Annotated in this window: 24 protein-coding genes; 13 read left to right on the forward strand and 11 right to left on the reverse strand. The window is 40.2% G+C overall.

Translation table 11 applies throughout. The features are described from left to right. Window positions 1-106: 106 nt before the first annotated feature. Together V6C71_13810 and V6C71_13815 are read right to left on the reverse strand one after the other, a co-directional pair. On the reverse strand, window positions 107-1,267 hold the full coding sequence (locus tag V6C71_13810; protein ID HEY9769549.1) for an aminotransferase class V-fold PLP-dependent enzyme: 1,161 nt from the start codon (window positions 1,265-1,267) through the stop codon (window positions 107-109). A 40-nt stretch (window positions 1,268-1,307) separates the two neighbouring features. Continuing rightward, window positions 1,308-1,610, reverse strand: coding sequence for an NIL domain-containing protein (locus tag V6C71_13815; protein ID HEY9769550.1), 303 nt, complete (start codon window positions 1,608-1,610; stop codon window positions 1,308-1,310). A gap of 205 nt (window positions 1,611-1,815) precedes the next feature. On the opposite strand from V6C71_13815, the gene folK reads away from it, so the two are divergent. The 3 genes from folK (at window position 1,816) to V6C71_13830 (ending at window position 4,147) form a co-directional block, all read left to right on the forward strand. Then, window positions 1,816-2,307, forward strand: coding sequence for a 2-amino-4-hydroxy-6-hydroxymethyldihydropteridine diphosphokinase (folK, locus tag V6C71_13820; GenBank protein HEY9769551.1), 492 nt, complete (start codon window positions 1,816-1,818; stop codon window positions 2,305-2,307). Window positions 2,308-2,549: 242 nt separating this feature from the next. After that, the gene (locus tag V6C71_13825; GenBank protein ID HEY9769552.1) at window positions 2,550-3,863 is read left to right on the forward strand and encodes an RNA-guided endonuclease TnpB family protein; all 1,314 of its coding nucleotides are present in this window, start codon (window positions 2,550-2,552) and stop codon (window positions 3,861-3,863) included. Window positions 3,864-3,958: 95 nt separating this feature from the next. Next, window positions 3,959-4,147, forward strand: coding sequence for a hypothetical protein (locus V6C71_13830; protein HEY9769553.1), 189 nt, complete (start codon window positions 3,959-3,961; stop codon window positions 4,145-4,147). A 140-nt stretch (window positions 4,148-4,287) separates the two neighbouring features. On the opposite strand, the gene V6C71_13835 is transcribed toward V6C71_13830, so the two are convergent. After that, entirely contained in the window at window positions 4,288-7,449 is a 3,162-nt protein-coding gene (locus V6C71_13835) for an alkaline phosphatase (GenBank protein ID HEY9769554.1), read from the reverse strand. A gap of 540 nt (window positions 7,450-7,989) precedes the next feature. On the opposite strand from V6C71_13835, the gene mutS reads away from it, so the two are divergent. Continuing rightward, window positions 7,990-10,605: a DNA mismatch repair protein MutS gene (gene mutS / locus V6C71_13840; GenBank protein HEY9769555.1), complete on the forward strand. Its 2,616-nt coding sequence runs from the start codon at window positions 7,990-7,992 to the stop codon at window positions 10,603-10,605. Window positions 10,606-10,610: 5 nt separating this feature from the next. After that, window positions 10,611-11,663 carry a histidinol-phosphate transaminase gene (gene hisC / locus V6C71_13845; GenBank protein ID HEY9769556.1) on the forward strand — a complete coding sequence of 351 codons (1,053 nt, stop codon included), beginning with the start codon at window positions 10,611-10,613 and terminating at the stop codon, window positions 11,661-11,663. A 22-nt stretch (window positions 11,664-11,685) separates the two neighbouring features. Here the strand turns inward: hisC and radC are convergent, their stop codons facing one another. After that, complete coding sequence (gene radC, locus V6C71_13850) at window positions 11,686-12,417, reverse strand: DNA repair protein RadC (protein HEY9769557.1); 732 nt, start codon at window positions 12,415-12,417, stop codon at window positions 11,686-11,688. 73 nt (window positions 12,418-12,490) lie between these two features. Then, window positions 12,491-13,027 (reverse strand): bifunctional pyr operon transcriptional regulator/uracil phosphoribosyltransferase PyrR, encoded by a 537-nt coding sequence (gene pyrR / locus V6C71_13855; protein ID HEY9769558.1) that lies wholly within the window; start codon window positions 13,025-13,027, stop codon window positions 12,491-12,493. A gap of 131 nt (window positions 13,028-13,158) precedes the next feature. Between pyrR and pyrC the strand changes: the two genes are divergently transcribed. From pyrC to V6C71_13870, 3 genes are all read left to right on the forward strand, one after another. After that, entirely contained in the window at window positions 13,159-14,205 is a 1,047-nt protein-coding gene (pyrC, locus tag V6C71_13860) for a dihydroorotase (GenBank protein HEY9769559.1), read from the forward strand. Between the two features lie 225 nt (window positions 14,206-14,430). Then, a complete protein-coding gene (locus V6C71_13865; GenBank protein ID HEY9769560.1) occupies window positions 14,431-14,580 on the forward strand; it encodes a hypothetical protein in 150 nt (49 codons plus the stop codon). Window positions 14,581-14,666: 86 nt separating this feature from the next. Beyond that, window positions 14,667-14,873: a hypothetical protein gene (locus V6C71_13870; protein ID HEY9769561.1), complete on the forward strand. Its 207-nt coding sequence runs from the start codon at window positions 14,667-14,669 to the stop codon at window positions 14,871-14,873. 195 nt (window positions 14,874-15,068) lie between these two features. Here the strand turns inward: V6C71_13870 and V6C71_13875 are convergent, their stop codons facing one another. Beyond that, window positions 15,069-15,248 (reverse strand): hypothetical protein, encoded by a 180-nt coding sequence (locus tag V6C71_13875; protein ID HEY9769562.1) that lies wholly within the window; start codon window positions 15,246-15,248, stop codon window positions 15,069-15,071. Window positions 15,249-15,527: 279 nt separating this feature from the next. Between V6C71_13875 and V6C71_13880 the strand changes: the two genes are divergently transcribed. From V6C71_13880 to V6C71_13890, 3 genes are all read left to right on the forward strand, one after another. Next, the gene (locus V6C71_13880; GenBank protein ID HEY9769563.1) at window positions 15,528-15,752 is read left to right on the forward strand and encodes a type II toxin-antitoxin system prevent-host-death family antitoxin; all 225 of its coding nucleotides are present in this window, start codon (window positions 15,528-15,530) and stop codon (window positions 15,750-15,752) included. Then, window positions 15,737-16,141 (forward strand): type II toxin-antitoxin system VapC family toxin, encoded by a 405-nt coding sequence (locus tag V6C71_13885; protein ID HEY9769564.1) that lies wholly within the window; start codon window positions 15,737-15,739, stop codon window positions 16,139-16,141. Before V6C71_13880 ends, V6C71_13885 begins: the two co-directional genes overlap by 16 nt. A 99-nt stretch (window positions 16,142-16,240) precedes the next feature. Next, a complete protein-coding gene (locus V6C71_13890; GenBank protein ID HEY9769565.1) occupies window positions 16,241-17,104 on the forward strand; it encodes a M28 family peptidase in 864 nt (287 codons plus the stop codon). 53 nt (window positions 17,105-17,157) lie between these two features. On the opposite strand, the gene glgA is transcribed toward V6C71_13890, so the two are convergent. The 4 genes from glgA to V6C71_13910 form a co-directional block, all read right to left on the reverse strand. Continuing rightward, complete coding sequence (gene glgA, locus V6C71_13895) at window positions 17,158-18,633, reverse strand: glycogen synthase GlgA (GenBank protein HEY9769566.1); 1,476 nt, start codon at window positions 18,631-18,633, stop codon at window positions 17,158-17,160. A 258-nt stretch (window positions 18,634-18,891) separates the two neighbouring features. Further along, window positions 18,892-19,929, reverse strand: coding sequence for an ATP-binding protein (locus V6C71_13900; protein HEY9769567.1), 1,038 nt, complete (start codon window positions 19,927-19,929; stop codon window positions 18,892-18,894). A gap of 68 nt (window positions 19,930-19,997) precedes the next feature. Beyond that, complete coding sequence (locus tag V6C71_13905; protein HEY9769568.1) at window positions 19,998-21,665, reverse strand: PAS domain-containing protein; 1,668 nt, start codon at window positions 21,663-21,665, stop codon at window positions 19,998-20,000. Window positions 21,666-22,464: 799 nt separating this feature from the next. Then, window positions 22,465-23,658, reverse strand: a complete 1,194-nt coding sequence (locus V6C71_13910) for an ABC transporter permease (GenBank protein ID HEY9769569.1) — start codon at window positions 23,656-23,658, stop codon at window positions 22,465-22,467. Between the two features lie 182 nt (window positions 23,659-23,840). Between V6C71_13910 and V6C71_13915 the strand changes: the two genes are divergently transcribed. Continuing rightward, window positions 23,841-24,149 (forward strand): hypothetical protein, encoded by a 309-nt coding sequence (locus V6C71_13915; protein HEY9769570.1) that lies wholly within the window; start codon window positions 23,841-23,843, stop codon window positions 24,147-24,149. Next, the gene (locus V6C71_13920) at window positions 24,131-24,544 is read left to right on the forward strand and encodes a Na/Pi symporter (GenBank protein ID HEY9769571.1); all 414 of its coding nucleotides are present in this window, start codon (window positions 24,131-24,133) and stop codon (window positions 24,542-24,544) included. The genes V6C71_13915 and V6C71_13920 overlap by 19 nt, the downstream gene beginning before the upstream one ends. A 267-nt stretch (window positions 24,545-24,811) precedes the next feature. On the opposite strand, the gene V6C71_13925 is transcribed toward V6C71_13920, so the two are convergent. Continuing rightward, window positions 24,812-26,038: a tetratricopeptide repeat protein gene (locus tag V6C71_13925; GenBank protein ID HEY9769572.1), complete on the reverse strand. Its 1,227-nt coding sequence runs from the start codon at window positions 26,036-26,038 to the stop codon at window positions 24,812-24,814. Window positions 26,039-26,074 lie beyond the last annotated feature (36 nt).

The following is a 26,074-nucleotide window of genomic DNA, read 5'->3' on the forward strand; positions in this document are numbered from 1 at the left end:
CAGCTAATAGCTAATAGCTAAAAAGCGAAGCAGCGCGGTGGACAGGTTCAAGAACTAGTTAACTAGTTAATCATACAACTTAGTCTAAAACTGCTTTAGCTTATTTTTAAAGCTTGCTAGCCTGACGCAAAGATTTAATAGTGGCGATCGCCGTTTTTCCCGCCGTTTCAATTTCTTCAGGGGTATTAAACCTACCAATGCCGAAGCGTAAAGAGGCATGGGCTAGTTTTTCATCCCGACCCAAAGCGGTTAAGACATGAGAAGGTGCAGTAGATTCAGAAGAACAAGCCGAACCAGAAGATAAGGCTACCACTGATTGCAGTCCTAATAATAAAGCCGAGCCGTTGACCCCTTTAATGCTAATATTGAGATTATTGTGCAGACTTTTTTCAAAATTACCGTTAAGCTGGATACCTTCAAGTGGTTCAAACATCGACCAGAGTTGTTTTTTTAGCTGCAACAACCGCACTGACTCTAGTTCCATTTCTAATACGCCGATTTCCAATGCCTTGGCAAAGCCAACTATCTGCGGGGTAGATAGAGTACCCGATCGCCTGCCTTTTTCCTGTCCTCCTCCCTGGATTTGCGAAGCTAATTTGACTTTGGGATCGCGACGACGCACATATAAAGCACCAATGCCTTTTGGACCATAAATCTTATGAGCAGTAAGCGACATCAAATCGATATTCATTGCTGTTACGTCTAACGGTATTTTAGCGATCGCCTGTGCAGCGTCGGTATGAAATAACACCCCACGATGATGACAAATTTCACCAATTTTGGCTAATGGTTGCAATACACCAATTTCATTGTTAGCTGCCATGACTGAAACCAGAATGGTATCCTCACGTATAGCTGCTAGTAATTTTTCGAGATCTAATAAACCATCAGACTGTACTGGAAGATAAGTAATTTCAAATCCCAATGTTGCTAAATATGCACAGGGATCTAACACCGCCCGATGTTCGGTAGCGACGGTAATAATGTGTTTTCCCTGATTAAAATAAGCTTCGGCAACACCTTTGATTGCCAGATTATTAGCCTCTGTTGCACCACTAGTAAAAACAATTTCTTCAGGAGTGGCGTTGATTATATTGGCGATAACTTCCCGAGCATTTTTAACTGCTGCGCTAGCTTCCCAACCATAAACGTGTGTATTCGTCGCAGGATTGCCAAAACGTTCGGTAAAGTAAGGCAGCATCGCTTCTAGAACTTTTGGATCTACTGGAGTAGTAGCATGAGCATCAAGATAGATAAGATTGCGCATCCAAAGATCGATAAATATCCGTCATCTTAAACATTAACACTTACCAACCATCTAGTTCTAGATCTTGTTCGTGCCAAATTTCAATATCTAATTCTGAAAGGTAAATCAAAGCATTATTAATTTGTTGAAAAGTGCCTAAGAGTTTAATGTCAAACCAGCCATCTCCCTGACCATCTTTACCTAAAATTGCTGCCAACAAAACAACTTTGAGCTGATATTCAGAGATTAGTTGGGAAATAATTGGTTCTTGATGATAATTCTGAGGCACTCTAAGCTTAAGCTCAATTTCTGTCGGTCGATTGTCTAATTGCCTTTTTTCGCATAACAAATCAAGATTATTCATGGATCATCTCCTGAGTTATTTCTTAAAGAAGCCGATTATCTTTTAGTTTTTAAACTAGAATTCAATCCTAAATCATCTATAAAAAAAATGCAATTCATTTAGTTTTCAGAAGCATAAATAATGTTTAAGCAACGCGGCTTAAACCTTTATGCTAAAAGAGACTAAAAGTTTACAATAAATAAAACTCTTGAATTAACTAGGCACGATGAGAGAATGCGCAATCGCACTAGGCAGTAATCAGGGCGACTCTTTAAGTATTTTAGAGAGTTCTCTTGATGCACTCAATCAAATTCCTGGGATTAATCTCCAGCAAAAGTCTAGCTGGTATCAAACCAAAGCTGTCGGTACACCACAACCTCAAGCCGATTATCTTAACGGCTGTGCTTTATTATCGGTAGAACAAGCACCAGAAGAACTACTAACTATTCTTCAGGGTATTGAAATTCAGTTTGGCAGAGTGGGCAAAGGTACATTGGAAGCTAGAACTTTAGATCTGGATTTGCTGCTGTATGGCAACGTAGTTTTAAACACCCCTAATTTGACTATTCCTCATCCTCGAATGAGCGATCGAGCTTTTGTTCTAGTACCCTTGGCCGAAATTGCTTCTGACTGGATTGAACCAAAATCGGGAAATCAAATTGCTCAGTTACTTAGAGGTGTCGATACCGCTGGAGTGCAACCATACGTTACAGTTTAACCTGTTGTAAAAGAATTCTCCTTCAAAACTCGAAAAGTTTAGTGGGAGATTAATCGCGACGCGTTTGCGAAGCAAGTCCGAAGGACTTCAGCTAGTCCTAAAGGATAAGCTTCGCCCTAAAGGATATGCGGAGCGGTATGCTTTAGCACTAGCTTCGCGTCGCAAATCATGCACGGGAACTAAATACTAAGTAGGATTATTTATCTAGAGCAAATTTATCATTATATGGTATAGTGATAGACATGATTAGACAAGCACAGAAAGTACGAATTTATCCAACTGACGAACAAAAACATCAACTAGCAGGTGCTATGGGCTGTTGTCGCTGGTGGTGGAATCATGCTTTGAACAAAAGTATTGAAACTTACAAACAGACAGGTAAAGGCTTATCTCGCGCAGGATTAAATGCTTTGTTGCCTAATCTAAAAGAAGAAAATGAATGGTTGAGGACAGAAGTTTATTCTCAATCGCTGCAACAGACATCACTCAATTTGTCTCGCGCTTTTATAAACTTCTTTGAAAAAAGAGCTAGATTTCCTAGGTTCAAATCTAAACATGGTAAACAGTCAGTTGGTTTTCCTCAGTCAGTAAAGATTGCAGGAGACTGGATTAAACTACCTAAAATTGGATTAATCAAAGCAGTATTTGATCGTCGCTATGTTGGCACAATCAAAACCGTTACTGTTACCAAGGATAGTTCAGATAGATATTTTGCCAGTCTTATTTATGAATTAGAAGCTTGCTTTGTATCTGGCAATGGTGACAAAATAATTGGCTTAGATTTAGGAATCCTTGATTTTTGCATAGCTCATGATGGTACTAAGACTAGTAAATATGCTAATCCTAGACACTTCCTCAAGCATGAGAAAAATCTAGCTCGTAAACAACAAAAATTATCTAGAAAACAAAAAGCGATGAAGTGTGGTCTTGGGACGGCGGCTTTTGAGTGGGAAGCTTCCCACTCAAAACGCGCCTTGGCTTTCCCCCATGAACAACTTCATCAAGAAGGAAGTAAAACCAGACAAAAAGCTAAGAAATTAGTGGCTAAGGTTCATGCACGTATAAGCAATTCCCGTCAGGATTTTTTACATAAACTAAGTAGAAAACTGACCCAGATAAGCAAAGTTATTGTGGTAGAAAACCTCAATATTAAGGGATTAGTGCGTAACCATAAATTAGCTCAAAGTATATCTGATGTTGGTTGGGGGATGTTCGTAAATTTTCTAAGTTATAAACTAGAGCGTGAAGATAAACGTCTAGTTGAAATCGATAGATTTTTCCCTAGCTCTCATATCTGCCCCGATTGTCTAACTCAAACTCCAAAGATGGATTTGAGTATTAGGGAATGGACTTGCTTGAACACTTCATGTGGGAAAACTCATGATCGTGATGAAGCAGCAAGCCGAAATATTAGAGCAGAAGGCATCAGGATAATAAAGACGGATGGAATAGCCGTCTCTGCTAGTCGAGGGACTGTAAGACCGAACCGAGGACGAAAGACCAAGGTAAGGCAAGACCCAGCGAAGCTAGAAACTTATTCTAAATCGAAGATTTAGTGTAAGTAGTTCATAAGTCTATCTTTGGTACAACTAACTATGTCAGGCTTTTAGTCAAAATAGATTAAATTCGCCATATTTTGAGTTAAATTATCATGTCTGACAAGAAAAATGCCACTGGTAAAAGCGGTACTGCCAAGCCGAATACCAACGCTAATGCTCAAATGGATCTAGCCTCTAATCCAGCAGTCGATCCAGAGACAATCTTAGAAGAAACACCCGCAGCAGATCGAGCAGAATTAGCTCCAAAAAACGAAGCTGCTACTAAAAGAGAAGAAGCATAAAAAGTTTCAGAGGACATCAGCCGATGTCCTCTGAAACAATTAGCGTTTAAGTGTCATATACAAAGAAGTTTTATTTTATTCCGTTCAATTTTAACCTCAGCAATTTATTCGATAGTGCGATCGCCATATATTGTCAAAATTTAAACAAAAACAAAATTATCTGCATTCAAGCTAGCAGCATCGACACCTTGTAAAATTGCCAAGTCGCTGTCATCAGTAGCAATCAAAGCATCCCCATTACTATCGGTAATACTCAATTCCTCGAAGCCGATACCCAAACCAGCAATGCCAATAAGATCAACACCAGACTCAAAATCGGTAATAGTGTTAGTTGATTCGGGAAATTGCGCATCAGCAAGCCAAAATTGGTCTGCGCCTTCGCCTCCAGTAATAGTATTATCACCGCCACTAGTGACAAAGAAACGATCTACACCTTCAGCACCAACGAGGCGATCGCCCGTACCCAAAATTGCCAGATCGTCTCCATCGTCAAGATAGATGCGGTTGCTACCTTCACCAGCAATAGCAGCATCAACTAGATCGTTACCTTCACCAGCAAATACTAAGCGATCGCTACCTTCTAGTTCAATAATGTCGATATCTGTAGTACCGAACAAAGGTTCAAAGCTGGTATTGTCTCCGCTATCACCCTCATTATCGTCAGCTATCTCTTCAGGAGCAACTCCAAACAGAGTTTGATACATAATACGGTACATATCAGTGTTGTCTACCGTATCTTCAATTAAATCGGAGTTTAAACCGTAACCTTTAGAAACAATACTACCTGCAACATCATTGGTGCTGACATAGCCCAAACCGAACTCAAAACTATCTCCATCTGCATCGGGTGCGCCAGTATTAAAAGGTTCAGTATCATTACCTGTTTGCCCATCGAGAGGAACGGGGATACCATCGGCATCATCACCAAAAGCAGCTAATTCTGGCTGTACGTCAATTGTACCAACAGTTTCACTCTCTTCATCAACATCGACTACTTCTAAACCCCCAGCATCGCTGTCAGCAGCAGTTAAAACCAAAGTATTGGGATCGACATTGTTAACAAAATCTTGCGCCACGCCAATTGCCTCATCAGCCCGTAAAGTGGCTTCAATTGCACCAGCACCATTGTTGTTATTAGGAAAGTTATCCGAACCTTCCTCTTCCATAACTACCATAAAGCCGTCTTCGGCATTAGCAAACTTATCAAAACCTAAAGTTACATCGAGCATTTCGGCAACAGTAGGCGGATTTTTATTCCCTGGTTGACCATAAAGAATCAGTTCGCCATTTTCATCAACAAAGCCTTCTTCTTTTAAAGTTGCCTCGTCGGTGTCGTTATAGGTATCTTCGGCTGCAAAAACACCCAGTACTTTGTCAGCGTCAGCGGGTAAGCTATTTAGTTCTTCGCGCGTATAAACAACGGTGTAGCCCATTGCTTCGGCTTCTGCAATTAGGTTGCGTCCGTCTTCACGGATACCTTCTTCTCCAAAGCGTCCTACAGTGCCTACGGGCAAATATTGGATTTCACCACCACCCATAATTACGTCTGCACCAGACTCGACGATTTCGGCGGTAATTTCAGCAACATTATCGCGATTTTCAGCATCGGCAAGAAATGCCCCTGTACCAGGTTCGGCAATAATCCCAGAATTGATTACAGCAGTGGGTTTACCTGCTGCGATCGCTTCATCCATAATACTTATGCCTTCTTTACCAGAAAGAGACTCTACAGGGTTACCTGCTTCATCCAAACCAAAAGAATCAGCTTGTACTTTAACTCCAAAAGCATGGGTAACCGCCCCAGCATTAGAAGTTGCCACAATTTGATCATCCATGTGACCGAGATAAACCCCTGCATCGGTCATTTTGTCCCAGTTCAATCTACCATCTGTACCAACAGAAGCAAATCTAGCAGCACCATAATGAGAAGGACTGGTTCCGTCTGGATGAATAAAAATCACGTTTCCCGTATCTTCTGTAGGTTCTGGGGCAGGTTCAATACCGTCAGGAACGCCTTCAGGGGCTTCTAACTCTACGTCAAAAAGAGTTTCATACATCAGACGGTAAATGCCCGTATTGTCTACAGTCGCAGGAAGTTCTTCCGCATTCAAACCATAGGTTTTAGAAACAATACTACCGGCAAAATCAGGAACTCCTGCCCAACCGACACCAAATTCAAAAGTATCGCCATTATCATCGGGTGCGCCAGTAGTAAAGGGTGCAGTATTATTCCCAGTCGTACCATCATAGGGAACTTCTGTGTCAAAAGGTGGTTGTACTTCGGTAGTGCCTACTGTTTCTCCTTCAACATCGTCAACTTCTAAACCGCCACCATCACTATCAGCAGCGGTAACTAATAAAGTGTCGGGATTGACGTTATCAATATAGTCTTGTGCCACGCCAATAGCTTCATCTGCCCGTAAAACTGCATCAACTGTCCCCGCCGCATTATTATTATTACCAAAGTTGTCTGTGCCTTCTTCCTCCAAGACGACAAACATTCCATTTTCATTCTTGTTGAAAACTTCTAAATCTAAAGTTGCTTCCAGCATTTGAGCAACGGTAGGCGGATTTTCATTTCCTGGTTGACCGTAGGAAATTAAATTACCTTCTTCATCGACCAAGCCTTCTTCTTTTAATGCTCCTTCGGTAACGTCATTATAAGTGTCTTCGGCGGCAAAAATGCCTAAGACTTTTTCCGTATCGGCCGGCAGACTTTGTAGTTCTTCTAGGCTGAAAACTATCGTATAGCCCATTTGTTCGGCTTCTTCGATCAGGTTACGTCCGTCTTCACGGATACCTTCTTCCCCAAAACGTCCCACTGTTCCTTTAGGTAAATAGTGAATTTCTCCACCACCCAAGATAGCGTTAGTACCCGACTTGACTATTTCGGCGGTAATCGCAGCAACGTCATCACGACTTTCCGCATCGGCTAAAAACACTCCCGTACCAGGTTCGGCAATAAAACCTGAATTAATTACGGCTGTAGCTTTTCCATCGGCGATCGCCTCTTCCATAATGGTCGTGCCTGATTGACCAGAAAGGGCAGTATAGGGATTGCCCGACTCATCTAAGCCATAGCTACCAGCATATGGCTTGATCCCGTAAGCGTGAGCTACTGCACCAGCATTAGAAGTAGCTACAATTTGGTCGTCTAGATGTCCCAGATAAACTCCCGCATTGGTCATCTCGTCCCAGTTAAGTCTGCCATCTGGTCCAACCGAAGCAAAACGCCCCGCCCCGTAGTGTGAAGGACTTGCACCGTCTGGATGAATAAATATTACGCTATTTTCGTTGCTCATAATCTATTGATTTCTTGGGTGATTGTTTAGCAGTAACGAATACTTCATGTATGTGGAAATGAAGCAGAAACTTATATCGTCAAATCCCCAATTGCCTTAAAAGCTTCAAGAAGGTGGGTTATTGAGAATAAATATTTTTCTTAATAAAATCTTCCTATTCTCGGATTAAGAAAAAGTGATTTTTGGTTTAAGTATTATCTAGCTTGTGATTAAGAATTATTGGAATTTACCGAAGCGCAAAGCAATGCTAATGTAGTTTTAAACGGTTGCGGCTATTTAGTATGTGTTAATGCGTCAAGAGAACTACAAAGATTAAATATTTCACAGCAATTAATCCAACTAACCTTAGCTCTTAGTTTATATAAATTATTTTTGATTAATTAATGGACAAACCACTAGGAGCAATATCAGGCTTGGGTTTTATATCTTAAACAAACAGCGTCAATTAAAGAATTCTTAAAATAGATCGAGATTACCGCCAAGAAGCCTAATTTGGTGCGATAAAGTCATAGTAGTAAAGATACTGATTAGCACAGATTTATGTCTTCCGAAAAACATCATCAAACAGATAGAAATATCATTACCGATTGCAGCAACATAGACAAATCTAAGCTTTCGCCGATGTATCAACATTATGTTGAGGTGAAAGAACAGTATCCTAATGCGCTACTGCTATATCGAGTAGGAGATTTTTTTGAATGTTTTTTTCAGGATGCTGTGACTATTGCTAGAGAATTAGAATTAGTTCAAACCAGCAAGGAAGGGGGAAAAGAGCTTGGACGAGTTGCAATGACTGGAGTACCCCATCATGCTTTAGAACGTTACAGTACGATGCTGGTGGAAAAAGGGTATGCCGTGGCAATTTGCGATCAGGTAGAGGATGCTGCCACTGCTGCTGCGGAAAAACGGAATTTAGTCAAAAGGGAAATTCAAAAATTACTTACCCCTGGTACTTTGACTGATGATGGGATGTTGCAAGCACGCCAGAATAATTTTCTGGCTGCAATTGTAGTTGCAGGAGAACATTGGGGTTTAGCTTACGCAGACATATCTACAGGCGAGTTTTTTACGGCTCAATCGAATGAACTAAGTTCTTTAACTGTAGAACTACTGCGTTTACAACCATCAGAAGTTCTAATCCCTGCTAATGCGCCAGATATTAATGGTTTGCTGCGTCCAGGAGAGAAATCTGAGTATTTGGCTGATTATTTGCCTGATAGCTTTTGTTATTCTTTGCGATCGCAACAGCCGTTTACTTTAGTTGAAGCCAGTCAAAGACTTAAAGATACGTTTGGCGTAAGTTCTTTAGAGGGCATGGGGTGCGCTGATATTCCTTTGGGAGTTAGGGCTGCGGGTGGTTTATTAGAATATGTTGAGGATACGCAAAAAGCCTATCAAGTTCCTTTGCAACCATTACGCACCTATAGCCTGGCAGACTATTTGATTCTCGATCATCAGACTCGTCGCAACTTAGAAATTACCCAAACTATCCGAGACGGTACGTTTCATGGCTCTTTACTCTGGGCATTAGATCGCACTAGTACGGCAATGGGTGGTAGAGCATTACGACGTTGGATATTGCAACCATTAATCGATATCAAAGGTATTGGTGCAAGACAAGATACGATTAAAGAACTGGTAGAAAATACTTCCATGCGCCAGGATTTACGCTCGATGCTGCGTAAAATATATGATATTGAAAGATTATCGGGTAGAGTAGCTTCTGGTACGGCGAATGCGCGAGATTTATTAGCTTTAGCTGAATCTTTGATTAAGTTAGCCGATCTATCAGCGATCACTTCTTTTGGTTCTGCTCCTTATCTTAAAGCCTTACATAAAATTCCTCCAGAGTTAGAACAGTTAGGTGTTTATGTAGCAGAAAGACTCGTAGACTCTCCACCCATACTTTTAAAAGACGGCGGAATTATTAAAGATGGTATAGATTCACGACTAGATGAAATTCGCCAAAGACTAGAAGATGATAAGCAATGGCTTACGAACCTAGAGGTAACCGAAAGAGAAAGAGTCGGCGTAGCTAATATCAAGGTGGGCTATAACAAAACTTTTGGCTATTACATCAGTATGCCTCGTTCCAAAGCCAGTCAAGCTCCTGATAATTATCAGCGTAAGCAAACTTTAACCAACGAAGAAAGATACATCACTTCAGAATTAAAAGAGCGCGAAACTAGAATTCTCACGGCAAAAGATGACTTAAACAATCTTGAATACGATATTTTTACCGAATTAAGAGCTACGGTAGCTGAAAAAGCTCAGCAAATCCGCAGTATCTCTAAAGCCGTTGCGGCGATCGATGTTTTAGCGGGGTTAGCCGAAGTCGCTGTTTACCAAAATTATTGCTGTCCTGAAATGGTTAAAGGACGTGAAATAAATATTTTTGAAGGTAGACATCCTGTGGTCGAGCAATCTTTAGGGGAAGGCTTTTTTGTACCCAATTCAGCGAAAATGGGCGAAAAATATCCAGATTTAGTTATCCTAACTGGACCTAATGCTAGCGGGAAAAGCTGTTATCTGCGACAAATTGGCTTAATTCAACTAATTGCCCAGATTGGTAGTTTTGTCCCTGCTACAGAGGCTAAATTAGCGATATGCGATCGCATTTTTACTCGCGTTGGTGCAGTAGATGACTTAGCCACAGGACAATCTACTTTTATGGTAGAAATGAATGAAACTGCTAATATTCTCAATCACGCTACCCCTAAATCTTTAATTCTTTTAGACGAAATCGGACGAGGTACAGCAACTTTTGACGGATTATCAATTGCTTGGGCGGTTGCAGAATACTTAGCCACGGATATCCAAGGACGAACTATTTTTGCCACCCACTATCACGAATTAAACGAACTGGCTTCAATTTTGACTAACGTTGCTAATTACCAGGTAACAGTCAAGGAAATGTCCGATAAAATTATTTTTCTCCATCAGGTAACTCCAGGTGGTGCAGATAAATCCTACGGTATTGAAGCAGGCAGACTAGCAGGTTTACCCTCTTCAGTAATCGATCGCGCAAGACAGGTAATGGGACAAATAGAAAAACATAGTAAGATTGCCCTAGGTTTACGTAAAGGTATCGAACAGGTGAAGCCCAAGAAAGATGCTGACGCTAATACTATGGAACAGCTAGATATTTTTGAATAATTAACATGAACTATTTTCGTCCGGCGATCGCCACAATGCCAGGCTACACTCCTGGGGAACAACCCAAGCCAGGAACACCAATCATTAAACTAAATACTAATGAGAATCCTTATCCCCCTTCACCCAAAGCAATAGAAGTATTACGCAATTTAAATAGTGAATGGTTAAGACGTTATCCCGATCCATACTCCAGAGACTTTTGTAATGCAGCGAGTGAAGCTTTAGACGTGCCTGTTGATTGGATTATTGTCACTAATGGTAGTGACGATCTCTTAAATATCTTAATTCGTGCCTGTGCCGAAGGGAAACGTAAGGTAGTCTATCCCATGCCGTCTTATGTACTCTATAAAACTTTGGCATCAATCCAAGCTGCCGAAGTAGTGGAAGTTACCTATCCTCAAGATTATCGCTTACCTATTGATGAATTAGTTGCTGCTGATGGTGCAGTTACTTTGATTGCAACTCCTAATAGTCCTTCTGGTCATCTTGTACCTTTAAACGATCTGCGTCAACTAGCTAGTAGAGTATCGGGTATATTAGCAATCGACGAGGCTTATGTGGATTTTGCCGACTACTCCGCATTATCTTTAGTCCAAGAATTTGATAACGTAATTATCTTACGCACACTTTCTAAAGGTTATTCCTTGGCTGGCTTACGCTTGGGTTTTGGTATTGCTAACCCTAAGCTAATCTCAGGTTTGTTTAAAGTCAAAGATAGCTATAGCGTCGATGCTGTTGCCATTTTAGTTGGTGCAGCAGCCATGAAAGACCAGGAATATAAAAATGCTTGCGCTGAAAAAGTAAAGCGATCGCGCGATAAACTAGCAATAGACTTAAGACAAATTGGCTTCAAGGTAAGAGATTCTCAAGGTAATTTTCTATTAGTTACCCCACCCGATCATAAAGCAGCAGCTATCTATCAATCTTTAAAAGAACAAAATATTTTAATTCGTTATTTTAACTCGTCAGGATTAGACGACAAAATACGGATCACCATTGGCACTGAGTCACAAAATCAAAAATTACTTCAAGCAATTAATTCAGCTTGTAACTTTTGACTTCTGACTTCTGACTTCATATCTACTCCCCTTGTGGATAACGTTCCCACAAATCTGTTCCTTGTCTAAGACTTTGATGATCGCCATTACCTAAAATCAAATGATCTAGCAGCGGAATATCCAGATATTGCGAACCCTGCAACAACTTTTCAGTTAAATAAATATCTTCGGGAGAAGGCTCTAAATTACCAGATGGATGATTATGAGCAATAATTAGTTTAGTTGCTCCCTGGCGCACAATTTCTCGAAAGATTTCCCGGGGATGAATTAAGGTTTCGGTGGCCGTACCAATAGTTAAAACTTGAGTAGCTAATAAATAGTTTTTGACATCAAGCATTAAAATTGCAAAACGCTCTTGATTCTGCCACATTAGGTCATGGCTTAAAACCGCTGCTGCTGATGCAGGACTATCTACGGTTACTCGTTCATTCGGTCTAAATTTAAAGGTACGTTTGCCCAACTCTACTGCGGCAATAATGGTAGCTGCCTTGGCAGGACCAATACCAGGAATTCGCATCAATTCACGAGGATTAACATCTCGTAAGACATCTAAAGGAGCGCGTCTATATTTGCCTAACTCCTGCAATATATGCTGCGCCAAGCCAATTGCTGATAAATTTCCCCTCGTTTGTCCTGTGCTAATTAAAATAGCCAGAAGCTCTGCCTCGGAAAGATTCTTTGCTCCTACCGCCATCAATCTCTCACGGGGACGCTCACTAACTGGTAAGTCAGCAATTCTCAGGCTATAAGTCATAACAGCTTAAACAAAATAAGATCTTTGTAAGACAAATATAACTTATGTAATACTGCGATCGCCTCAGCAATACTTAATCTTTAATTAATTCCACCGCATCTTTACCATCTAGATGGTTAAAATAAACTTTGACCTGTTCTTCTGAAGCTGTTGGCAATTTCTTGCCGATAAAGTCAGGATGAATTGGCAATTCGCGATGTCCTCTGTCTACCAACACGGCTAATCTAATTGCCTGTGGTCTACCGTATTCAATAACGGCATTGAGTGCAGCACGAATAGTACGACCTTTATAAATTACATCGTCTACTAGCACCACGGTTTTTCCTGTCAAATCTACAGGAATTTCAGCTTTAGCAGGAATGCGGGTACGAATTTTATCTAGATCATCCCGATAAAACGTCACGTCGATCGCGCCTACTGCAACCGAAGTGTTTTCTAAAATCTCAATTTGTGTAGCTAATAAATGAGCTAGAGGTACACCCTTGGTATGAATACCCAGTAAGATAGTTTCCGACAAATCTCCTGATTTTTCGATAATTTGGGAAGCCATGCGATTAATAGTACGGCGAATTTCTTCAGCAGACAGTATGGTAATTACTTGGGCTGGCATTGATTAGGGTGAGCAAATACTTGTCTATTCTGGTATTTATTAATTATATATATAGCTCAATTCAATACACTTTTGGCATAAATCAAAAAGCTCGACCAAAAATGAAGTTGAGAATGAGCTAGAGACAAGGTATGGCTTTACCCGTAAAGTTAAAAGTTAAAATGATGACCAATCACAATAAGCAAGTAGTAATTAATTCTCCTTTAGATATGCACCTCCATTTTCGAGAGGGAGCAATGGCGCAGACGGTAATCCCTCTGAGTTCATATTCCTTTGCGGGAGGGGTCGTGATGCCAAATTTAGTGCCTGTGGTAGATAATTTGGAGCGTTTAAAAGGATATGTTCAAGAAATTAAATCGAACGTTGGCAAAGATGTTTTTGAACCATATATGACGGCTTTTTTTAAGCAGTATAGTTATCAAGATCTTGAGCAGTTTAAACCCCATATTTTGGGAGTCAAACTTTATCCTGCGGGAGTAACTACCAATAGCGAGGATGGAGTAGCAGCACTAGGTAAAGCCGAAACTACAATCAAACATTTACAAGAGTTGGAGATTCCTTTAATGATACATGGAGAAACTCACGGCTTTGTGATGGAGCGAGAAAAATTATTTTTGCCGATCTTTGAGCATTTAGCGCAAAAGTTTCCTCGATTAAAAATTATCATGGAGCATATCACCACGGCAGATGCAGTCTCTTTGCTAGATAACTACGAGAATCTTTACGCCACTGTAACTTTGCACCATCTGATTATAACTTTAGATGACCTGGCGGGGGGATTGCTTAGACCACACTTATTTTGTAAACCGATCGCTAAACGTCCTGAAGACAGAGAAGCTTTGCTTAATGCAGCCATTAATGCTCATCCTAAATTGATGTTTGGCAGCGATTCTGCACCCCATCCTCTTGATAAAAAAGAGGCTTGTGGCTGTGCTGCGGGTATTTTTACTGCTCCTATTGCTCTCCAGGCTTTAGTCGAGTTGTTCGATAAGCATCAGGCGATCGCCAATTTACAGGCTTTTGTTTCTGATAATGCTCAACGAATCTATCAAATCAGACCACCCCAGAAAGCTATAACCCTAGAGCCTATACCCTATCAAGTACCTGCTATGTATGGCGAAGTCGTGCCGATGTTTGCCAATCAAGAGCTTCCTTGGTCGATTACTCAAGTTAATTGAGTTTAATTTAGATGCGATCGCTTTTTTAACTATGGATACTATAGATATAGTAATCCCAGCATTTGCTATTCGATCGGTTGCTCCTACTCCATATCTGCAATATTTGAATAATTTTGATGTGTATATTGCATTGTTGGTTAACAATTCTCAATTTTAGGTGATTTTTGTTACAAATGATTAGAAATTCCAGTGCCATCCTAGAATAAACTTACAACAATCATACAGATGAAAAACTGGGCATCATTAATACTTCCAGCAGTTTTAGGACTTGTAGCTGGGATTGGTCACGGAATTACTTCTCATCATCAAGATCTTCCCTTTTCTTTGTCCGAACAAGTTGTGGAATCGGTTCAAGTTAATTCTTCTTTTAACTAAATAAGTTTTGTGAAAAGTAGCCGTTGTTACAATTATTTTTGAAATAATGTAAGAATAAATTTCAGAGTAATTGAGGTTATTGCAATATGCGGTTACAAACATCTAACGAAAATGTATCTAATTTAGATAAAGCAATCGGGGTTTCTCTAGCTGCTTTTTCCATGTTTGTGGTTGGTTATACTGCTACTCGCGCTTATCTCAGTCAGCCTCAAAGCCAAAATGTTGCGCCTACTAATTCAAATTTGGTCATACCTCATCAAGCCCAAATGTGGAGCGCTTTTGGGGAGCGATAAACATCTTAGTTTATGGAAAAATTATTATCAATATTACCTCTTAAAAAGAAAGGCGATCGCTTTTGTAAGTTGCGATCGCCTTGGGAAAATAATTTTAAATTGATATTTATTGGTTATTTTTTATAATTAAATTGAGCTAAATATTTTTATTTTAAATAGGTAAATAATTGTTTAACAATATTAAAAATAAAAGTCTTAAAGTTCGTAACAAAACAAACCCATCCAAGGAAGCTCAAAACACCACTCACCAGAATTAATATTAGATTCGCTGTTCTTTGTGCTGCTCAAAGTTTCTTTATTATTTGCTTGAGCAGGGATGGCATTAAGAGTAAAAATACTAACCGCTAATAAGACAGAAGATAATTGTTTTTTCATGATTTAAAATTGCTTGTGATTTAAAATTTTATTGAAGTTTGTTTTACTTATAAAGCCAGTATAGAGATGGTCTCAAAGAGAATCAGTGATTATAATCACCCAAAAAAGACCGATAATATCACGCGACAACATTAATGATTAAAGGCGCAATTAATTATTAATTATCTGGTTCAGAACACAAACAAAAACAAGCATTATTAAACTGAGGCTACGGCTTGGCTAAATTAGCTGCAAATTACGTTAGCATATGACTATGCTCATGACTATGGCTATATAATTATGAATATTTCCAAAAGCAAGCTTAAAAGCAAACTACTAGAAATTTTGAGACTAGTTGAGTCAGACAACCAGGAAATTATTGTCACAGATCGAGGTAGACCTGTCGCCAAAATTTCCAAGTTTAGCGAAGTACCACCCACGGAAGAATTATTTAAAGATATGAGAGGTAGGGTTAAGTATTTTGAGGATTTAACTACAACAACGAAAGAATGGGGGAAAATTTGACTGTTGTGCTTGATACCTGCGCTTTACTATGGTGGAGTCTCGACCCAGATGAGTTATCTTCAGCAGCCTTGAAAGCTTTGTCCAAAATGGAGCAGTCAAAAGACGGTATAACTTCCACAATGGCTATTTGGGAGATTGCAATTAAGGTAAAAAATCAAAAGCTAGATTTAGGTATTCCCTTGAGTAAATATATCAATCGGGTTCAACAGTCAGATGTAGTAAAAATTGTTGCAGTTGAAACAGATCTTTTAGTTGAAAGCGTGAATTTAAAATGGTCGCATCGAGATCCAGTAGATAGAATAATGGTCGCTTTAGCTAGCTTTCATGATGCCTCAATCATTACTAGAGATAAAAAGATTAAAGACTTTTATTCAAATGTTATTTGGTGAATTAAGTATAATCGAATTAACATTTATCGCCTTGATTTAGTTGCTCCGACCTCTGATTCAATAGAAATTAAAGCATCAGATTTGAGAAATTGAGCGAACATGAATAATCAACAGGCAACTACTGAGTTAAAACAACGGCTTCACGATCATTTAACTCAAATTGCGCGAGAGCGAGATCCTTATCTTGCGTCTGGGGGACATTTTTTGGTGCGGGAATATATCCGCGAGTCTCTATCGCAATGGGGACAGGTAGAAAACCATGAGTTTGAATTTAACGGTAAAACTCATCAAAACTTAATTCTTAATCTTGATTCTGACTCCAGATCGGATTTACCGCCGATCCTAGTTGGCGCACATTATGATGCCGTACCGGGAACTCCTGGGGCAGACGACAATGCTTCGGGGGTAGCTGTTTTGCTGGAATTAGCAGCAGTTTTTGCTAGTACTCCTCTAAAATATCCTGTCCGCTTGGTTGCTTTCGATCTTGAAGAATATGGCCTGCTGGGGAGTACTGCCTATGCTCAACAACTCCAACAAGATAAACAGAAATTAAGGTTAATGCTGTCTTTGGAGATGCTGGGCTATTGTGATGATGCCAAAGGTTCTCAAACTTATCCTCAGATTATTAAGCCATTCTATAGCGCGAACGCTAACTTTATTGCTTTAGTCGGTAACTTAGCCTCAATTCCTGATTTAATTCATCTTAGTCGGCAGATGAAACGAAACGGCACGCCGATTCAAGTCTTGCCCGATCCTAGCGGTGGCAAGTTAATTTCAATTACAGGGTTTAGCGATCATTTTCCTTTTTGGCAAAAAAAATACCGCGCAATTATGGTAACTGACACGGCAATGCTGCGAAATCCTCATTATCATAAGGCTAGCGATACGATTAAAACTCTAGACTTAGACTTCTTGACCAACACTTGCCAAAGTTTGTTTGCAGCCTTAAGACTATTAAAATAGTCGCCATAGTCGGCATTGCATCTTTAGAGAACAATGTAGTACCTAACAACTAACTACTGAAACCGAATACGCTCATAAATATTGAGATATTGCGACCCCGCACTCTTCCAAGAATAGTCATATTCCATGCCTTGCTGGATTAATTGCTCATATTCTTTGGGATATTCATAATATAGCCCGATCGCTCTTTCCATGACCGATTCTAAGGCATGATGATCCATTTGATAGAAAACATAGCCATTACGCTTTTCTGGGGCGTGATGTTGATCGTAGTCGCGGTCAAAGACAGTACTGAGTAAACCGCCTACTCCTCTAACTATTGGTATAGTGCCGTATTTTAGACTAATTAACTGAGTTAAGCCACAAGGTTCAAAGTTACTGGGGACAACCATCATGTCTGCCCCTGTATAGATAAGGTGGGCTAATTCTTCATTAAAGCCAATTTCTAGATGTACGTCGGGATTATCGTTAAGAAAATATTTTTCGTGCAGGAATTTGTTATTAACCTCAGGAGAAGTTCCCGAACCCAACAACACAAACTGGGCATTGCGCTCAAGAGCATAATAAATAGCATGATGTACCAGATGTACGCCCTTTTGATCATCTAAACGACCGATGTAGGCAATTATCGGTTTGTCGCAATTGTGCAGCAGCAGTCTTTCACGCAGAGCCTGTTTATTCTTGGCTTTGCCTTCAGGCTTGTCTAAGCTGTACTGGAAAGGAATAAGTTCATCTAGCTTTGGATTCCATAGCTTGTAATCTACACCGTTGAGAATACCGCTAAATTTATCCTGATGAATTGCTAGGGTATGACCCAAACCATAACCTACATCGGTAAAACGAGCTTCCCAGGCATGGTGGGGAGAAACAGTATTGATATAGTTGGAATAAACAATTCCGCCTTTCATGAGGTTAAGGGCAAAAGGGTTAAAGTTATCCTGTAAACGAGAATAATCAAAGTAATATTCTGGTCGGTTTAAACCTGTCGCCTTTAAAATTTCGTTGCCGCAATTGCCTTGATGTCTGAAGTTGTGAATAGTGTAGCAAACTCTTTGACGTTCCATTCCGTAGTACCGGTACATCTCGTACAGCATTACGGGGATTAAGCCCGTTTGCCAATCATGGCAATGAATAATATCAGGACGTTTGTTGCTCTTAAGCAAGAATTCCATGGCGGCTTTACTAAAGAAAGCAAACCGCATCGGATCGTCGCTACCACCATAAACGTAACCTCGATTAAAAAATGCGTCTTGGCTTTTTGGTTGGATAAAAAAACAAAGCCTACCATGTACCCAACCACAAAAAACATCACATTTGATTTCCCCACCATACCAAGGCACACCAAGATCGAGATAGGCATCGTGCAAGCCCCAAATATGGTCATATCTCATGCAGTCATACATGGGCAGAATTAGCTCGACACAGTGTTCGCGATTTTCTAATTCTCTGCTCAATCCGTAGACAACATCCCCTAAACCGCCAGCTTTAATTACAGGAGCGCATTCAGAGGCAATCTGCACGATGTACATAGACTAAAACCCTCTCTTAATAAAACTTTATATTTATCTATATTTATTAAAGATTTTAGACCACAAATTCGATTTACGCGGATTAAATAAGTGAAAAAGATAAAAATGTTATTTAAATTTACGGTTAACAGATCTAGAAAATTCTCACGCTCTATATCTTAAGGTTTATGGAATCGGGTCTAAAAAGCAAATTTAAGTAAATTCCTCAGCTTAATTCATGTAAAACATCAGCGTGTTTTAAAGCTAAAAGCTAAAAGCTTAAAGTGAAAAATAGATCGTTGCCCCGCGATCGCATTCACCCTCAGCCCAAACTTTACCACCATGACGATAGATGATGCGCTGTACGGTAGCTAGTCCGATGCCTGTACCTGGAAACTCGGATTGGCTGTGAAGTCGTTGAAAAGCAGTAAATAATTTATCAGCATATTCGATGTCAAATCCTGCGCCATTATCCCGCAAAAAATAGGTTAATTGGCGTTTATTTTTGGTCAAAAGACCAAACTCAATTTTTGCCTGCGATCGCTTGGAAGTATATTTCCAGGCATTATTTAGTAAATTACTCAAGACAATCCTTAATAGCTGGGGATCTCCCTTGGTTTGCAGATTGGGAGTGACGGTTACCTCTACTTGGCGTTTGGGGTTATCAACCCGTAATTCTTCAACAATATCTAAGGCGATCGCACTTAAATTAACGTTAACCGAATTCATCTGGCTACGAGTTACCCGCGATAACTGCAATAGAGCATCAATTAAATCACTCATGCGCTTGCTGTTTGCCTGGATTCTTTGTAAATAGTGCCTCCCGCGATCGTCTAAATTGGGCTGATAGTTTTCCCATAGCACTTGGCTAAAACCGTTGATCACCCTCAAAGGTGCTTGCAAATCGTGGGATACAGAATAAGAAAAAGATTCCAATTCTCTATTAGCCGCTTCTAACTGTAGGGTACGCTGAGAAAGAGCCTCCTGAGTAGCAGCTAAGTCAGGGATATCGCTATAGGTGTGGAGTATCGCATAAATTTTCCCTCGACGATCGTACAGAGGCGTAATTACCGTATCAAAATAATGAATTCCATCAGGTAGAGTGACCTCTTCTTGGATGTGCAGCACTTGTTTATAGGTAATTGCCTGTTGAATATGCCAAGCAATTTGTTTGGCATATTCTGCTGAAAAACATTCGGCGATCATCTTACCAGTAGCTTCAGAATTTGATAAACAAAGGCTTTGAGCTAATTTAGAATTTATTAAAGAAATATTTTTAGTCTTAACGTCCACTACGAAAAGGTAGTATGGAAGCAAATTAATTACAGTTTCTAGCTTTTCGAGAGATTGCGCTGTGTTTTGCTGAACAAAGAACTTGTCTGCACTTACTGACTCGATCTGATAATTTTTTTTTCTTCTAGTCTTGGTGCGGTAATATCGGTAACTACACCAGTAAGGCGAATTGGTTGCCCTTCAGCGTTATAGTGCAGTTTGCCTTTAGTACGAATCTGGGAAATTTCTTGGTTAGATTTGACAATGCAATATCTTAAATCCAAATCTTGATTAGCTTGAATCGCTCTAGCTGCTTCTAAATCTACGGATTCTTTTTCGTTAAAGTGAATTGTTTGCAAAAAGCTAGCGTAACTGCCATCGAAGTCGCTTAATCCTAAAATAGTACGACCTCGATGACAAATATCGATTTGATTAGTAGCTAGATTCCAACTCCAGTTGCCAGTCTTGGTTGCTTCTAAGACTAACCTCAGTTTGGCTTCTACCTCGGCTAATTTAGTTTCGTAGTGAACAACATCGGTAATATCTTTGGCAATAGAAATAGTTAATTCTGACTCACACTGGTCAAAACTTAATGCTGCTGAATATAATTCCCAAAAAAGCCGTTCGCCACTCCTAGTGGAAATAGTGACTTCGCTACGAATCGTATCAGCAGGTTTATTATCGGCTTTGGTTTTGGATCTGCTGGGAGCGAGATCGATTGAATCGATTAAGGAATTGACAATCTGTTGCAGCGAGGCGGTGGTTTCTATCGCCGTTTGATGTGCTGGAGCAACATATTTTTTCCATAACTTCTCAGAAGTTTCTGCTCGAAGCCTGACAATTTCGCGCTGTTTAACCTGAGCTTTCTGATTCCACTGGCTGATAGTAGATATTTCTGACGCGTCGTAACCTGTTGCTTCCAACCAATTGCGATTGAGATAAATAATTTGCCCTGAGCGGGTGTGAATCATGACTGGGAAGGGCGCGTTTGCTAAACAAGCAGTAAGAGTTTTATGCTGTAGCTGTGGAATAGAAGTCTCAATCGATCGCCGATGATTATTTTTTATTGGGGAAAATAAACTATTCTCTTGCGCTTTGGCTAAGGGAGGAATAGTTTCTGATTGAATTACCGATTTTACCTTGGCTGTAAAAAACTGGGCAAGTTGAATCTCTTCCAATAATAGTGGTCCAAGATGCAGTTGAGAGCGGCGATCCTGTTGATGGGAAATATCTGGATTGCTTAGCAGCCAATGATGACATAGCTTTATATAGCCTAATAAGACGACTAAATAATGATAATAAATCCCTAATAACTTTTTTAATTCGGCAGATAAACTAGTCGTTCGTTTTGGCTTCAAAAAAATTAGGCTAGAGCATCGCAATAAACTTGCTTCAAGTTGAAGATTATTTTGCCAGTCTTTTCCCGGATGCCATTGAAGATCCAGTATTTGAAGATCTGCTGCCACCTGTACTTCCGTCTGTGAATACTCAATCTTCTCAAGCTCTAATATTTCTGCTGCGGATATTCCTAGCGATCGCAGAGTGCAGCTATGACAGATGGTAAAATAGCTAATTCCAAAATAGCGTGAGAGGACTACAAAGAGTTTTTCTTTAAATCGAGCGGGCAAAGGATTATTAATATAGGCAAATAAGGTTTGCTGGGCTAAGCTGCGGTAAATTAGCGATGAGTTAATTGCGGGAATTAAAAAGGCAGGAAAATAGCCTAACTGTTTAATAATTTCTGTTTTTGCCCAACTCGGTTTTGCATGATTCCCGTGCATGGTATATCCGTAAGTGTCTATAGCGGATACACCTTCGGATATATCCGTTCAGGGACACCTTCGGACGATGCGAAGGACGCGCCTCCAGGCGCTAATCCTTTAAGGCGAGTCCGTGCATGATAAGCTTCGAGACCGAAGGGAATCCTTTAGGGCAAATGTGACCGAAGGGCGGAGTGCGGTTTATCCGTGAATCATGCACGGGCTTTAGTATAAGCGCCTGGGGGCGCGTCCCGCACCCAGGCGCCCCACAACGCGCTGAATCGCTTTGTTAGGTAGATAGGTATAAGCAATCAATCCAGCCATCAGATTTACTAAAAAATTCCCCATACTACGCTGGATTGAATGTTCGATTTGAAAGATATTTTTGAGTTGGTCGTTGACAGTCTCGATGTTATCGCTCTTTTACGCCCAAGAATTTGCTCAATCAGTTGAACAAGCTTCTGTTTCATCTTCTTTTGAGATCGAGTGATTAACTGGAGTTGTTGTTCCTCAAGCTGCTCAAAAAGATCTAGACAGATGTAACCACGGTCGCCAAGTAATTTAGCGAAGATACCTAGAAGCAGATCTGGTAATGGTTTTCTCTCATCCACATTTGCACTACGTCAATTTAAAAGCAAGCAACTCACCTCTATCATTAATCATCAGATGAAGCTTAATGGCTTATGCTAAATGTCGATTTGTTTTATATACGTAACTATAACTATAATTAGATTCATACTTGCAACAAATCTTAACAAAGCTCTAAAAGATTAAAAAGATTTAAAATTTATTGCTCAGACTTCTTTCAATAGATTGCGGTCTAGATGCTTCTTAGAGCAACAATCGGGTCTAATTTTGCTGCTGCTTTAGCCGGGAAAACACCAAAAGAAAGACCGATCGCGCCAGAAACTCCTACCGCCAAAATAATCGCTACAGGGGAGATGGTGGGAGCAAGGGGAGAAATAGCCCCAACGATAATAATTCCAGTAACTCCAACCACTGTACCGATCGCGCCACCCGCAGCCGAAAGAATTGTCGCTTCAATTAAAAATTGCCAGAGAATATCCCCAGATTTAGCACCTACCGCTTTACGCAGGCCGATTTCTTTAGTTCTTTCTGTAACCGCCACCAGCATAATATTCATTACGCCGATACCACCGACAAGGAGTGAGATACCAGCGATCGCAGCAAGTAATACCGTCAGGCCACTAGTAACAGTGCTAACAATCTGTAGTACATCTTTTTGAGTACGAACACTAAAGTCATCTTCACCAGTAATTTTGTGACGCAGACGCAGGAGATTTTCAATTTGTAAGCTGGCTGCACGAATACTATTTTCATCCTTAGCAGCAATAGAGATAAAGCCGATTCCTGTACCGTAGGGAGAAGTCTCCCCCACAATTTGATTCGCCATCGTAGTTAGAGGTACATATACGGTTCGATCTTGATTTGTACCTAGAAATGCTCCCTTAGCTTCTAGTACTCCAATGATCTCTAAGTTGGTATTTTTGACTCTAATTTTCTTGCCCAAAGGATTTTGTCGCGGAAAAAACTTCTCGGCTATTTCTGCACCCAACACTGTAACTTTTTGATTGCGTTGCACATCAACATCGCTAAAAAACCTGCCTTGTGCCACCTCAAAACTCCTCACTGTTAAATATTCAGGAGTTGTGCCAACCACCTGTTCATTAGCATTGCTGTTGCGATAGGTAATCAGTTGATTAGCCGTAAGTTCGGGGGCAACTTCTTTAACGCTGGGTACTTGTTCGGCGATCGCGATCGCATCTGACCAAACTAAAGTTTGCGGACGGTTGAAGGTGGTGCGACGTTCTTCTTCTGAACCTGGAACTACAAAAATTACGTTAGGCCCTAAAGATTCAAACTGTTCTGAGGCTAAGTTTTTTGCCCCTTGTCCTACCCCTACCATCGTAATTACCGAAGCATTGCCGATAATAATGCCCAGCATTGTCAGACTGCTGCGCATTTTGTTGGCAACCAAGGTAGAAGTCGCCATTTTAAAACTTTCGATTAGATTCATTTGGTTAGTGTAAATTTAGTTTTCTTCGTTCAGATTTATTGGTTTTTAGCTATTAGCTATTAGCCTGAGATATTTATTTTTAATGTTAATAAATACAATGGTTCGGACAATTTTGAGAAACTGTGAAAAAAGCCATTCATTGTTTTAAGGTAAAAGTGTTGAAAGTAACCCACGCAATGGATAGCGTTAAAATAATTATACAAACCTTATTAGATTCGGTGGGCAATTTAGCACACCCTCAAAAGAAATTTCTTGTAACCCTGTTTTCGAGTCTGCTGATGAGTTGCGAACGAGCAAATTTTACTAATTTGAGTCGTTATGGTCAACTTAATGAACGAACTTATCGTCGACAGTATCAACGCTCATTTAATTTTATCAAGCTCAATCAAAAACTAATCGAGCAAGCAATTGAACCAGGCTCGGAGGTAATTCTAGCAGTAGATTGTTCTTGGCTAGTTCTGGTTTAATCGCGCTGCCTGCGGGAATTGTTATTATGCTGGGTGCGGAAGTTGGCACTTGCGCAGATACTCTACTCTCTACGATTGGTAGAGGCAGTGCAGCTTTGCGAAGAGTTTTTCACCTTTTATTTAACTTAGAAAGTGCCATTCTGGACATTATTCTCGCCCCTCAGTTAGTCAAACTGGCTCAACTTATTTCTGGTCGGGCAGGAGTTGGACGACAAGTCGCCAATGCTCAAATGTTGTTTAATATTTTGGGTGTTGTACTTGTAATTGGTTTCTTACCTGCGATCGCTTATCTTCTAGCACGTCTTGTTCGCGACAATCAAGCTGACTTTGAACGGCAACAGCGAAAACAGAAGCAAGAAGAAGCGGAAAAGTTCGCCTTCAAACAGATGTGTTGAAAAAATATGTTCACAGATCGCGACTTTCCATTGCTAGACCCTGTCCAATCATGAAGGGCTGTTACCTGGGGAAACCCCAGAGAACGCTAATTCAATCATTCAAGTAGGAGATGTTCCCTTACCGAGTATTACTTTACGAGCAGCTAGCGCACGCTTTGACAGAGGCGAAACAGGAACTAAGTTTGCTAGTAAAGGAGCTGTGGTTGATTTGGGAAAAGAAGCTCTTTAGTCGGTCTTCATTAAAGCTCTCCAGATTAAGAGAAGGAATTAAAACCGTCCGAGCTGCTGATTAAAATATGCGACTTTATAATTTAAAGTTTGCGCCAACTTCAAACCCTGCTGGAAATAATATTTAGCTTGTTCTGGCTGTTCTAATTTTAAATATATTTTGCCTAGAGCATCGTAAGTATCGATCAAACTATAATAGTCATAAGATTGCTGCTGTATGTCAAGTAACTTGGTGTAAGCTGCGATCGCCTCATTAACTCGACCACCGTTTTGATATAGTTCTGCTAATTTAGTTAGAGCATCGTTAGCAGTAGCCAATCTTTGAATTCGAGACGCTATGGCAAATGCTCGATTATAAGCTTCAACTGCTCGCTCTTTTTGGTTTAAAGTTTCATAATCTTGAGCGATCGCTATTTCTAATTCGGCGATCTTTTCTGGTTGTTTACTCAAAGCATAATGCTCAATTAAGCGTTGTTTTGTGGCGATCGCTTGGTCGATTTGAACAGTGCGATCGTAAATATCAACCAAAGTTTTAAGATATAGACCGGCTTTATTTTTAGGCTGCAACTTTGCTTGCTCAGTGTCTGTGAAAGACAATAAGGTCTGATAAATTTTGACCGCATTTTGATAGTCAAACTTAGCTAAATAAAGTTCGCCTAAAACTTCCAAGTTTTCCTGTTCTACAGTTAAATTATAATTATCGATTCTGCGACTAATTTTGGTAATTTTTATTTGAACGTTGATCCCTCGATCTAAATATCGTACCTGCTGGTATGCCGTAGCAAACCGATTGAGTAAATCAAGGGATAAAGGGGTTTTAGCTGTTATTTCCGCTTCAAGTTGAATTAAACGCTCGGCAATGTTACGTACATCTGGGCCTCGGTTTTCTTGCCAAGCGATCGCCCCAACCTCTCCTAAAGCCTGTATTTCTGTAGCAGCATTAATAGCGCGAGTCAGTTTTAACTGACGATACCATAGCTCAAAGGCTCGATCTTGGTTTCCTTGCTTTAATTGTGCTTTGGCTGTCTGGTTTAGTTCCGCGATCGTTTTTTCAATTCGATATTTTTCAAACGAAGATAGTTCCCGTTGACCATAAGCAGAGGGAATTACCAGCTCGCTTGGGTCTATTTTTGTCTTTAGAGGATTGGCTAATTGTGACTGAGCTAAGATTTTCTTTTGAACAGAAAAAACCTGGAATACCCCCAAAAATAAAGCGATAAACACAATCTTCCAACTAGGAGATGGAGCAGCATTGCAATGAGTCACGGCTGATTTCTGACTTTTAACTTCTTGATGCAGTCT

Source organism: Coleofasciculaceae cyanobacterium (genome assembly GCA_036703275.1).
Classification (GTDB): Bacteria; Cyanobacteriota; Cyanobacteriia; order Cyanobacteriales; family Xenococcaceae; genus Waterburya.